The following is a 12080-nucleotide window of genomic DNA, read 5'->3' as shown; positions in this document are numbered from 1 at the left end:
GCCGCGATGGCGGCGGCCTCGAGGGCCGCCCAGTCCACCGCGGCGGTGAGGTCCACGGGCTCGACGTCGGGGGTTCCGGTCACGCCGGTCACCCCTTCACGTACGGTATGCCGCCGGCCGCGGGCGGCCTGGACCGTCCCACCAGCCCGGCGACGGCGATCACGGTCAGGGCGTAGGGCAGCATCGCCATGAACTGGCTGGGCACCGGCGAGCCGATGATGGTGATGATGCTCTGCAGGTTGTCGGCGAAGCCGAACAGCAGCGCGGCCAGGAAGGCCCCGATGGGGTTCCAGCGGCCGAAGATCATGGCGGCGAGGGCGATGTAACCGCGGCCACCGGACATATCCTTGCTGAACGCGTCCACGGACACGAGGGTGAAGAAGGAACCGCCGATCCCGGCGATCGCCCCGCCCATCAGGACGTTGATGAACCGGGTGCGGTTGACGTTGATGCCCACCGTGTCGGCCGCCTGCGGGTGTTCGCCGACGGCGCGCACGCGCAGGCCCCACTTGGTGTGGAACAGCCCGACGTAGACCACGATCACGGCGATGTACATCAGGTAACCCACCAGGGACTGGCGGAACAGGATGGGTCCGATGATCGGAATGTCGGCCAGGAACGGGATGTCCACCGGTTGCAGCCTGCCCGGCTTGTTCAGGTGCTCCGGGTCCGCGGTGAGCAGGGTTGAGAACAGGAAGCTGGTGAGTCCGCTGATCAGGACGTTGAGCACGACGCCCACGATGATCTGGTTGACCAGGTACTTGATGCTGACCACGGCCAGGACCAGGGAGACCAGCGCACCGGCGATCGCGGCGGATACCAGGCCCACGTAGACGTTGCCGGTGATGGTGGCGACGACGGCGGCGGAGAAGGCGCCCAGCAGCAGCTGGCCCTCGATAGCGATGTTGACCACGCCGGCCCGCTCGCAGAGCACGCCGGAGAGGGAACCGAAGACCAGCGGCACGGCCAGCGTAACGGCGCCGGCCATCAGGCCGCCGAGGGAAATGGAGGGTTCCGGGTCGCGGCCGCCGGCGACGATCCAGATCATGAAGCCGACCAGGAAGACGACGGCGAACAGCCCGCCCACCCAGCCGGGAGTGCGGCGGCGCTGCAGGGTCAGCCAGATGGTGTAGCCGGCCAGGGCCAACAGCAGCACCGAGCAGATCCAGCCGAACACCATCGAGGGCACGGTGACCTTTTCCACCTGCGCGACGCCGAGGGCGGCCAGGCCCAGGACGACGACGGCGGCGATGGTGGTAGCGGGGATCCAGCGGTCCACGGGTCCGCCGTCGCGCCGCTGGCTGATCCAGCGGTAGCCGACGTAGGCCGCGGCGGCGAGGGCGACCGCCAGGGTGATCCAGGCCGCGGCGGAGGAGGCGTTCGGGTCGCGGGCCTCGGCGATCCGGAAGCCCGCGGACTTGGTGTTGGCCAGGAAGCCGAACAGGACGGTGCCGAGGACGGCCAGCAGGCCCAGGCCGACGCCGGCCTTCCAGCTCACCAGCTCGGACGCGGCCGGGTTCCCGGCCTTGCCGCCGGGGGCGGTGGCGCCGCCCTTCCCGGTGCCCGGCGTGCTGGCCGGGGAGTGTGTGGTGGCGCTCATGCTGCCGCTCCGCTCTTCACGCCGCCGGCGTGCGTGCCGGCGGTCCCACTCGTGGTGGTCTTTTTCTTACGGGGGTTCAGTCCGAAGATCGCCCGCACCAGCGGGGGTGCCGCGATGAACAGCACGATCAGGGACTGGATGACCAGGACGATGTCGATCGGGGTCTGGGTCTGGGCCTGCATGGCCACGCCGCCGGCGCGGAAGGCACCGAACAGCAGGCCGGCGAAGAACGTTCCCCACGGCGTCGAACGGCCCAGCAGGGCGACGGTGATGGCGTCGAAGCCGATCGAGGCGGCGACGCCGCCGGAGAGGTACTTCTCCGTGCCGGAGACCTGGGCGATGCCGGCGAGGCCGGCCAGGGCGCCGGCGATCGCCATCACCAGGATGGTGCTGCGGGCGACGTTGATGCCGGCGGTGCGTGCGGCGCTCGGGTTGGCGCCGACGGCCCGGAACTCGAAGCCGATGGTGGAGCGGTTCAGCAGCCACCAGACGAACACGGTGGCCAGGATCGCGGCCAGGAACCCGGCGTGCAGGCGGAACTGCGGTCCGAGCAGCTCCGGGAACAGGGCGCTGGGGTCCAGGAACGGCGAGATCGGGTTGGTGGAGCCCTTGCGCTGGAACGCCGGGGTGGTCAGCAGGAACAGCAGCAGGAAGTTGGCGATGTAGTTGAGCATGATCGTGACGATCACCTCGTGGGCGCCGGTACGGGCCTTCAGCAGGCCGACGACGCCGCCCCAGACCGCGCCGCCGACCAGGCCGGCGACGATGACGACGAGCAGGTGCAGCCCGATGGGCAGGTGCCAGGCGAAGCCGGCGTAGGCGCCGAACAGGGCACCGAAGATGATCTGGCCCTGGGCGCCGATGTTGAACAGGCCGGCGCGGAAGGCGAGGGCGACGCCGAGGCCGGCGCAGATCAGCGGGGTGGCGACCGTGAAGGTCTCCGTGATCGGGTACAGCTGGGCGGACAGGTCGGCCCCGGCCCAGTTGAAGATCGATCCCTGCACGAGTGCGGTGTAGGGCCGGATGACCTCGGTGAGCAGGTCGCCGGGCTGGGCGAAGAAGTACCCGGCCGCGGCGGCGACCTTCGGGTTGGTCACGGCCATCAGGATGCCGCCGAGCACGATCGCCAGCAGGACCGAGAGCACGGAGACCATGGCGTTGCCGGTGAAAATCTTGTGCATGACCGAGCCCTCGCGGTCACCGCCGTGCAGCTGGGTGGCGGCGGGCACAGCCGAGGGAGGCATCTGGCCGCCGGCGGTGTCGAGGGCGACGTCGGAGGCGACGGCCTCCTTCGTGGTGCCGCCGGGCGTTTGCGGTTCGGGGGTGGTGCCGCCGGGCGCCTGGGGCTCAGGGGTTGTCTTCTCAGACATGGGTTTCTCCTTCGTGGCCGGCAGGCTCCGGGAGCGCCGTCGTCGTCGTGCCGCTGGGGGCTTGGGCGGAGGCGCTGGCTTCGGCTTCGGTGGCCGGGACGCCGGCCATCATCAGGCCCAGCACGTCGCGGGAGGTGGTGGCGGGCACGATGCCGACCAGCTTGCCGCGGTAGAGCACGGCGATCCGGTCCGCCAGCTGCATGACCTCGTCGAGTTCGGTGGAGACGATCATGACCGGGGTGCCGTGGTCGCGTTCGGCGATGACGCGCTTGTGCACGAATTCGATCGAGCCGACGTCCAGGCCGCGGGTGGGCTGGGAGGCGATGAAGAGCCGCAGCGGGCGGGAGAGCTCGCGGGCCAGCACCACCTTCTGCTGGTTACCGCCCGAGAGGGTGCCGACGGCGGCGGCGACCGAGGGGGTGCGGACGTCGAATTCCTCGACCTTTTTGGCCGCGTTCTCGGCGATCACGGAGGGCTTCATCCCGACGCCGCGGGCGAACGGGGCCTTGTCGTAGAGGTCCAGGATCATGTTCTCGGCAATGGTGAAGGTGCCGACCAGGCCGTCGAGGGTGCGGTCCTCGGGGACGAAGCCGACGCCGGCGCCGAGGACGTGCTTGACGCTCTTGCCCAGCAGTTCCTCGCCATCGAGCGTGATGGAGCCGGTGACGTGCGGCTGGACGCCGAGGATCGCCTCGGTCAGTTCGGTCTGGCCGTTGCCCTGCACGCCGGCGATGGCCAGGACCTCGCCCTTGGCGATGTCGAAGGACAGCCCATCGACGACGTGTTGGCCGTTGTGGTCGGTCACTGTGAGGTTCCGGACCGTAAAGGTCACGTCGCCGGTCTTCGCGGGGGCCTTGTCCAGGTTCAGGCTGACGGCACGTCCCACCATGGCGGAGGCCAGCTCGGTGGGTGAGGCGGAGGGGTCGGCCTGGCCGACGACCTTGCCGCGGCGGATGACAGTGATGGTGTCCGAGATGGCCTTGACCTCGCGGAGCTTGTGCGAGATGAAGACGATCGACTTCCCGTCCCGCTTCAGCTGCCGGATGATGTCCAGGAGTTCGTCGGTTTCCTGCGGGGTGAGCACGGCGGTGGGCTCGTCCAGGATCAGGACCTCGGCGTCGCGGACCAGGGCCTTGATGATCTCGACGCGCTGCTGGACGCCGACGGGCAGGTCCTCGACCATCGCGTCGGGGTCGACGTCGAAGCCGTACTGGTCCGAGATCTGCCGGATCTTCTCGCGCGTGGCGTCCAGGTTCAGCAGCCCCGCGGCCTTGGTGGTCTCGTTGCCGAGGGCCACGTTCTCGGCCACGGTGAAGACCGGGATGAGCATGAAGTGCTGGTGGACCATGCCGATGCCGGCGGCCATCGCCTCGCCCGGATCCTTGAAGACCACGGGCTTGTCGTCCACCAGGATCTCGCCCTCGGTCGGGTCGTAGAGACCGTAGAGGACGTTCATCAGGGTGGACTTGCCGGCGCCGTTTTCTCCCAGCAGGCAGTGCACCTGCCCGGGTTCGACGACCAGGTCAATGTGGTCATTGGCTACCAGGGATCCGAAGCGCTTCGTGATCCCCTTCAGTTCGAGTTTCAAAACCCCAACCAATCTGTCTGTGTAAATGGACTGCTCCGGCGCCGTGGTCGGCGGCAGCGCAGCGGGTGATCCCAGCCTAGTGTCACGGGTGGTTGCTGGGCAGGGTGGTGGCCGGGCGGGCTTCCCCAGAGGCGGCCCGGCGGGGTGCCGGGAGGCCCCGGCAAAACAGAACGCGCTGCCCTTCGGCCGGGTGACGGCGGAAGGGCAGCGCGCCCCGCGGTGTGGTGCTTACTTGGTCGGGCTGGACTTCGACTCGACCTTGACGGTGCCGGAGATGATGTCCTTCTTCAGCTGGTCCAGCTCGCTCTTGAGGTCGGCCGGAACAGCGGAATCCAGGTCGTGGAACGGGGCCAGGGCCACGCCGCCGTTCTCCAGGGTGCCGATGTACGGGGCGGCGTCGAACTTGCCGTCCTTGTCGTCCTTGATGACGGATTCGACGGCGGTGGACATGGTCTTCTGCACGGAGGACAGGATCACGGACTTGTACTCGGCGGCGGTCAGGTAGCCGTCGGAGTCGACCCAGATGAGCTTGGCGTCCTTGCCCTTGGACTTGGCGTCCAGGATGGCGCTGCCGGCGCCGCCGCCGACCGGGCCGGCGACGGGCAGGACGATGTCCGCGCCCTGGTCCAGGAAGCCCTGGGTCAGGACCTTGCCCTTGTCGACCTGCTTGAAGTCGCCGACGAAGGTGCCGTCCTGCTTGTCCTTGTCCCAGCCGAGGAGCTGGACGTTCTTGCTCTTCTTCTGGTTGTAGTACTTCACGCCGTCGGCGAAGCCGTCCATGAAGATGGTGACGGTGGGGATGTTGATGCCGCCGAAGGTGGCGACCTTTCCGGTCTTGGAGGTTCCGGCGGCCAGGTAGCCGGCCAGGAACGCGGCCTGGGCCGTGTCGTAGACGATCGGCTTGACGTTCTTCGGGAAGGTCGGGTCGTTGTAGTCGATGATCGCGAAGTGGTTGTTCGGGTTGGCCGTCGCGATGGACTTGGTGGCGTCGCCGAGGAGGAAGCCGACGGTCACGGTGAGCTTGCAGCCCTGCTGGACCATGGAGCGGAGGTTCGGGTCGTAGTCCGTGTCAGCCTTGGACTGGACGTGCTTCTCGTTGATGCCGAGGTCCTTGGCGGCGTTCTGCAGGCCCTCGTAGCCGGACTGGTTGAACGACTTGTCATCGAACCCGCCGGAGTCGGACACCATGCAGGCGGTGTAGTCGGACTTGGTGGCCGAGCCTGAGGCGTTGGACGAGGACGGGGCGGCGCCGCAGCCGGTCAGCAGCAGGGCGGCCGCGCCCGCGGTGGCGACGCCGGCCATGGAACCGCGCTTGAGAGTTGCGCGCAGTGAGTTCTTCAAAGTTCCTCCAGGAAGGGGTAGGCGATGCGACGGGTGTTCAATGACTGTCCGCTTACGGTGTTGCTCCCGAAACACTGTTGTCACTGAGGCGTTCGCAGCGCTGCGCCGAGGCGCACTGATGCCAGCTACTTTAGTGGCCTGCAACACGTCGAGTAACACAGTTCACAGCGGTTTCCCAGATTGTTGAGAAGTTGTTACCAACGCGCTCCCCTACCCTTCACCCGGCCCTGCCCCCGGGCGTGCGAAAGGGCCCCGGACTATGGTCCGGGGCCCTTTCGTAGCCGCACGCGGTGCGCGGGTCGGCTGTTTACTTAGAGGCCTGCTTAGAGGCGGACGAGCATCTTGCCGGTGTTGGCGCCGTCGAGCAGGTCCATGAAGGCCTGCGGGGCGTTCTCCAGGCCGTCCACGATCGTCTCGTCGTAGCGGATGGTGCCGTCGGCAATCCAGCCGGAGACCTTCTCGACGAACTCGCCCATGTACTGCCAGTAGCCGCCCACCAGGAAGCCCTTGAGGGTCAGCTGCTTGCCGATGGCCAGCATCAGGTTCCGCGGGGCCGGGGTCGGCTCGGTGGAGTTGTACTGCGCGATGGCGCCGCACATGGCGACGCGGCCGCCGACGTTCATCACCGAGAGCGCGGCTTCGAGGTGCTCGCCGCCGACATTGTCGAAGTAGACGTCGATGCCCTTCTCCCCCGCGGCGTCCTTGAGCAGGTCGCGGACCGGGCCGTCGTGGTAGTTGAACGCGGCGTCGAAGCCAAGCTCGAGCAGGCGGGCGACCTTCTCCGGGGTGCCGGCGCTGCCGATGACCCGGGAGGCGCCCATGGCCTTGGCGATCTGGCCCACCAGGGAGCCGACCGCGCCGGCGGCGCCGGAGACGAAGACGGCGTCGCCGGGCTTGAAGTCGGCAACCTTCAGCAGGCCGGCGTAGGCGGTCAGGCCGGTCATGCCGAGGGCGCCGAGGAAGGCCGACGCCGGGGCCAGGTCCGTGCGGGCCGGCGAGGTGGCGGCGGCATCCAGGACGGCGTATTCACGCCAGCCGAGGCTGTGCACCACGGTGTCGCCGACCTTGCGGTCCTCGGAGCGGGAGGCGATGACCTCGCCCACGGCGCCGCCCTCCATGGCCGCGTCCAGGGCGAACGGCGCGGAGTAGGACTTCACGTCGTTCATCCGGCCGCGCATGTACGGGTCGACGGAGATGAAGAGGTTGCGGACCAGCACCTGGCCGTCCTGCAGCTCCGGCAGGGCCGACTCGGCCAGGCGGAAGTTCTCCGGCACGGGGCGGCCGTGCGGGCGGGAGGCCAGCTGGATCTCGCGGGTGCTGGTGGGAAGGGTGGTGTTCTCGGTGCTCATGCGGCGACCTCCATGATGGTGATGTCTACGGTGATGTTGCCACGGGTGGCATTGGAGTAGGGGCAGACCTCGTGGGCCTTGGCCACGAGCGCCTCGGCGGTCTCGCGGTCGACGGCGGGCAGCGCGATCTCGAGTTCGGCGGCGATGCCGTAGCCGGCGCCGCCGTCCAGGGCGCCGAGGTGGACCTTCGCGGCGACGGCGGAATCGGTCAGGTCCGCCTTCTGCTGGCGGCCCACCAGGCGCAGGGCCGAGTGGAAGCAGGCGGCGTACCCGGCGGCGAAGAGCTGCTCCGGGTTGGTGCCCTCGCCGCTGCCGCCGAGCTCCACCGGGCTGGCGAGCGTGACGTTGAGCTTGCCGTCATTGGTCTGGGCGTTGCCGTCGCGTCCTTCACCGGAGGCGAGGGCCTCCGCGGTGTAGAGGGTTTTCATGGGGATCCAATCTGTCGGGGTGGGGAAAGTCAGTGGTGTGGCCGCCGGGCGGCCCGGTCGCCGTCAGTGGCCGGCGTGCAGGGCGGCGGCCAGCCGGGTCAGGGTCTCGCGGAGCTGGTCCAGCTCCGCGGCGGAGAGTCCGGCGGCGTCGGCCAGGCGCTGCGGAATACCGGCGGCGCGGGCGCCCAGGGCTGCACCGGCGTCGGTCAGGAAAACCTCGACGCGCCGCTCATCCTCGGCGGACCGGCGCCGTTCCACAAAGCCCAGCGCCTCGAGCCGCTTCAGCAACGGGGACAGCGTGCCCGAGTCCAGGCCGAGCTCCTCGCCGAGGTCGCGGACGCTGCGTGGCTGGTCCTCCCAGAGCACCATCATGGCCAGGTACTGCGGGTAGGTCAGGCCCAGCTCCTCCAACATCGGCCGGTAGGCCGCCGTCGCGGCGCGGGAGGCCGAGTACATGGCGAAGCACAATTGCCTGTCGAGGCGGGGCGCCTCGGGCCGGGTCACGGCGTCGGGGGTCTCTGCGGAAGCGGGCATGGTTCCACCCTACGGACATTTTCAGTTGTACGCAACTCAGTTGTGCACAACCTAACGCACCGGCCGTGGTGGCGTGCGGAAATCCCCCACGTTCGCCGTCGTCATCCGGCGTGTCCGCGGGACCCGACGGCGCGTCGCGGCGCCGGGCAGGCGAAGGTGGGGAATTCCTGCAGGGAAGCCAGACGGTGAGGTTGAGTCGCTACTACTGCCCGAGGTCGCGGAGGGTGCGCAGGGCGGCGGCGGTAAGGACCCGGATGCCCAGGCCCAGGGCGCGCTCGTCCAGGATGTAGTCGCCGCGGTGCAGGTCGTACTCCTCGCCGCCGGGGGTCTTGGTGCCCAGCCGCATCATGGCGCCGGGCAGGTCGGCCAGGAACCAGGCGAAGTCCTCCCCGCCCATGGACTGCGGGGTGAGCACCACGGAGCTCTCGCCGATCTCGGCGCGGGCGGAGGCCTCGATCAGGGCCGTCTCGTGCTCGGAGTTGACCACCGGCGGGACGCCGCGGGTGTGCTCGAGGTGGACGTCGACGCCATAGGGTGCGGCGATCTGCTGGACCACCTCGTCGAGGATCCGGCCGGCGCTGTGCCAGGCGTCCCGGTCCAGGCAGCGCATGGTGCCGGCCATGTAGCCGCTGGCCGGGATGGCGTTCGGGGCGGCGCCGGCGGAGATGTGGCCCCACACCACGGAGACTCCGCTGCGCACGTCCACCCGGCGGGACAGGACGGCGGGGACGTTGATGGCGATCTGGGCGAGGGCGAAGACCAGCTCCTCGGTCAGGTGCGGGCGGGAGGTGTGGCCGCCGCGGCCGGAGAGTTCGATCTTGATGGTGTCGGAGGCGGAGGTGATGGCGCCGATGCGTGTGCCGATCTTGCCCACCTCGATCCGCGGGTCACAGTGCAGCGCCAGGATCCGGGGAACGCCCTCGAGGACGCCCTGTTCGATGCAGGCGTGGGCGCCGCCGGGCATGGTTTCCTCGGCCGGCTGGAAGATGATCCGGACCGTCCCGCCCAGCGGGGAGGCTTCGTGCATGCGCTGCAGCACCAGGGCGATGCCGAGCATGGTGGTGGTGTGCACGTCGTGGCCGCAGGCGTGCGTGACCCCGTGGTTCTTGGAGGCGAACTCCAGCCCGGTTTCCTCGATGATCGGCAGCGCGTCGATGTCGCCGCGCAGCGCGGTGGCGATGGGTCCCTCCCCCACGTCCACGGTCAGGCCGGTGCCTTCCAGGCGGCGCGGCTTCAGTCCGGCGGCCTCCAGCCGGCTGGCGAGCTTGTCCGTGGTGCGGAATTCCTTGAAGGACAGCTCGGGGTGCGCGTGCAGGTCACGGCGGAAGTCGATCAATTCCGGCAGGAGGGGCTCCAGCCAGGGTTCCACGCGGGTGGTGGGCTCGGCCTCGGTAGTGTAATTGCGCACTCAATCACTGTAGCCACAGTCCAAAAAATAGCGGCATCCCGGACGGCGCATTACGCACCGCCGCCCGGGTACCCATCGGGTCCCGGGCGGCGGTGAAAGCGCAGGTCAGCGGCGTTTAAGCGTGGCCAGGCTAGAGGACGTCCGTGTCGCCGCTGGCCTTGAGGGCGTCGACGGCGGCCTTGACCCGCTGCGAGTGGGCCTTGGTGGTGACCAGCAGGGCGTCGGGGGTGTCCACGATCACGACGTCCTTGATGCCGATCAGGGCGATGACGCGCTTGGTGTCGGTGACCACGACGCCGCTGGCGTTTTCGGTGAAGACCCGGGCGCCGGCGCCGATCACGGTGACCTCGTCGACCTCCTTGGCACTGTTGAGCCGGCCCACGGAGGCGAAGTCCCCGACGTCGTCCCAACGGAAGGTGCCGGGCACGACGGCGACGTCCCCGGCCTCGGCGGCGGGCTCCGCCACGGCGTAGTCGATGGCGATCTTGGGCAGCGTGGGCCAGACCCGGGCGGTGACCTCGTCACGCAGCGGGGTGTCCCACGCCTTGGCGATCTCCTGCAGGCCGGCGAACAGCTCCGGCTGGTTGGCCTCGAGGTGCTTGAGCATCAGGGACACGGGGGCGACGAACATGCCGGCGTTCCAGACGTATTCCCCGCTGTCCACATACTGCTGGGCGACGTCTTCGCTGGGCTTCTCGACGAACTCAACCACCGTGTGGGCGCTGGGTGCGTTCGGGACGCTGAGCTGCTCACCGGCGCGGATGTAGCCGAACCCGGTGGAGGGGTGCGTCGGCTTGATGCCGATCGTGACAATCTTGCCGTAGGCGGCCGTGTAGATGGCCTCGCGGACGGCCTCCTGGAACAGCTCGTCGGGGCTGATGACCTGATCCGCGGCGAAGGAGCCCATGATGGTGTCCGGATCGCGTTCGTAGAGGATGGCGGCGGCCAGGCCGATCGCGGCGCCGGAGTCCTTCGGCTCGCTCTCCAGCACCAGGTCGGCGTCGTGGATCTCCGGCAGCTGGCGGCAGACGGCCTCGCGGTGGGCGTTGCCGGTGACGACCAGCATCCGACTGCCGGCCAACGGCTCCAGGCGGTCGTAGGTGGCGCGCAACAACGTGCTGCCGGACCCGGTGAGATCGTGCAGGAACTTCGGGGCCGCGGCGCGGGACAGCGGCCAGAGGCGCGTGCCGACACCCCCGGCCGGGATCACCGCGATGAAACGGTCCAGGGGCGAATCCGCGGCGGCATCATGCGGCTCGAGGCCGGTCACATTATCAGTAGTCATCACGGCCACTCTAACCGACACCCGCTCCACAGCCCCGGATCAAGGTCCTCAAATCGGCCCTTAACGCCAGCGAATGTGGCGTTCGTCTCAAAACCGGGCAAAAACCGCGGAAGCTCCCCGCCGTACCGCCGCCCTGAATTGAATAAGCTGACAGCGAAGCCTAGATTTAGGCTTGAGCTTACGAGTGCTCTCGCAGCAGGCGTTCCCCCCGCGTGGATCCCATGCCAGCGCCGCTGTGTTGCAGGGAGGTTTATTCAGTGCCGACAAAACCAGCTGGCACCTTGTACCGCGGCCGTGAAGGCATGTGGTCCTGGGTTGGACACCGCGTTACCGGTGTAGTGATCTTTTTCTTCTTGTTGGTCCACGTGCTGGACACGTCGTTGGTGCGTGTGTCCCCGGAGGCATACAACGCCGTGATCGGCTCTTACAAGAACCCCCTCATGGCCCTGGGTGAAACGGGCCTCGTCGCGGCGATCGTCTTCCACGCCTTCAACGGCCTCCGGATCATCGCCGTCGACTTCTGGAAGAAGGGCGCCAAGTACCAGCGCCAGATGCTGTGGACGGTTCTGGCCCTCTGGGTCATCGTCATGGTTGGCTTCTCCATCCGCCACCTGTCCCTCGCCCTCGGAGGTCACTAGCCATGAGTGCAACGCAGATCCAGACCCCGCGCTCCGGCAAGGTCGGCGCGGGCCGCGTCGCCCCGAAGTACAACCGCAACGGTTCCTCGAAGGGCAACTTCGAGATGCTGGCATGGCTGTTCATGCGGCTCTCCGGCGTCGTGCTGGTGGTCCTCATCTTCGGTCACCTGTTTGTGAACCTGATGGTCGGCGGAGGCATCCACGCGGTCGACTTCGGCTTCGTCGCCGGCAAGTGGGCCGACCCGTTCTGGCAGGTCTGGGACCTGGCGATGCTGTGGCTGGCCATGCTGCACGGCAGCAACGGCGTCCGCACCATCATCAATGACTACGCCGAGAGGGACGCCACGCGCCTGTGGCTGAAGATCGTGCTGTACGCGGCCGCCGCGGCAATCGTCATCCTCGGCACCCTGGTGATCTTCACCTTCAACCCCTGCCCCGTGGTCGACGGCGTGCAGCTGCCCGGCGGGTTCTGCCCCGCCCCGTAGCCGCCCCGGTCCCCGGCCGCTGAGTCCTGCCTGCCCGGCGGGCAGGAACAGCGG

The 12080-nt window shown here is 68.6% G+C and carries 11 protein-coding genes; 2 read left to right on the top strand and 9 right to left on the bottom strand.

All coding sequences use genetic code 11. The features are described from left to right. Positions 1 to 88: 88 nt before the first annotated feature. The 9 genes from AB0305_RS14375 to AB0305_RS14335 form a co-directional block, all read right to left on the bottom strand. A complete protein-coding gene (locus tag AB0305_RS14375) occupies positions 89 to 1600 on the bottom strand; it encodes an ABC transporter permease (RefSeq protein WP_364136791.1) in 1512 nt (503 codons plus the stop codon). Further along, positions 1597 to 2970 carry an ABC transporter permease gene (locus AB0305_RS14370; RefSeq protein WP_290258857.1) on the bottom strand — a complete coding sequence of 458 codons (1374 nt, stop codon included), beginning with the start codon at positions 2968 to 2970 and terminating at the stop codon, positions 1597 to 1599. The genes AB0305_RS14375 and AB0305_RS14370 overlap by 4 nt, the downstream gene beginning before the upstream one ends. Further along, the gene (locus AB0305_RS14365) at positions 2963 to 4558 is read right to left on the bottom strand and encodes an ABC transporter ATP-binding protein (RefSeq protein ID WP_364136789.1); all 1596 of its coding nucleotides are present in this window, start codon (positions 4556 to 4558) and stop codon (positions 2963 to 2965) included. Before AB0305_RS14365 ends, AB0305_RS14370 begins: the two co-directional genes overlap by 8 nt. Before the next feature lie 228 nt (positions 4559 to 4786). Next, positions 4787 to 5899, bottom strand: coding sequence for a BMP family ABC transporter substrate-binding protein (locus tag AB0305_RS14360; RefSeq protein ID WP_290258855.1), 1113 nt, complete (start codon positions 5897 to 5899; stop codon positions 4787 to 4789). Positions 5900 to 6222: 323 nt separating this feature from the next. Beyond that, the gene (locus tag AB0305_RS14355; protein WP_364136787.1) at positions 6223 to 7248 is read right to left on the bottom strand and encodes an NADP-dependent oxidoreductase; all 1026 of its coding nucleotides are present in this window, start codon (positions 7246 to 7248) and stop codon (positions 6223 to 6225) included. Beyond that, positions 7245 to 7676, bottom strand: coding sequence for an organic hydroperoxide resistance protein (locus AB0305_RS14350; RefSeq protein WP_364136785.1), 432 nt, complete (start codon positions 7674 to 7676; stop codon positions 7245 to 7247). The genes AB0305_RS14355 and AB0305_RS14350 overlap by 4 nt, the downstream gene beginning before the upstream one ends. Positions 7677 to 7739: 63 nt before the next feature. Beyond that, positions 7740 to 8210 (bottom strand): MarR family transcriptional regulator, encoded by a 471-nt coding sequence (locus AB0305_RS14345; RefSeq protein ID WP_364136783.1) that lies wholly within the window; start codon positions 8208 to 8210, stop codon positions 7740 to 7742. A 202-nt stretch (positions 8211 to 8412) separates the two neighbouring features. Beyond that, positions 8413 to 9618 carry an amidohydrolase gene (locus tag AB0305_RS14340; protein ID WP_364136781.1) on the bottom strand — a complete coding sequence of 402 codons (1206 nt, stop codon included), beginning with the start codon at positions 9616 to 9618 and terminating at the stop codon, positions 8413 to 8415. 130 nt (positions 9619 to 9748) lie between these two features. Beyond that, the gene (locus tag AB0305_RS14335) at positions 9749 to 10903 is read right to left on the bottom strand and encodes a mannose-1-phosphate guanylyltransferase (protein WP_364136779.1); all 1155 of its coding nucleotides are present in this window, start codon (positions 10901 to 10903) and stop codon (positions 9749 to 9751) included. A gap of 257 nt (positions 10904 to 11160) precedes the next feature. Between AB0305_RS14335 and sdhC the strand changes: the two genes are divergently transcribed. Both sdhC and AB0305_RS14325 read left to right on the top strand, forming a co-directional pair. Further along, entirely contained in the window at positions 11161 to 11541 is a 381-nt protein-coding gene (gene sdhC, locus AB0305_RS14330; RefSeq protein WP_290258849.1) for a succinate dehydrogenase, cytochrome b556 subunit, read from the top strand. A gap of 2 nt (positions 11542 to 11543) precedes the next feature. Then, entirely contained in the window at positions 11544 to 12026 is a 483-nt protein-coding gene (locus tag AB0305_RS14325; protein ID WP_290258848.1) for a succinate dehydrogenase hydrophobic membrane anchor subunit, read from the top strand. Positions 12027 to 12080 lie beyond the last annotated feature (54 nt).

The sequence above is a fragment of the Arthrobacter sp. NPDC080086 genome, assembly GCF_040702285.1.
Note: the sequence above shows the minus strand (reverse complement) of the source record. Positions and strands in the feature narration are given on the sequence as shown.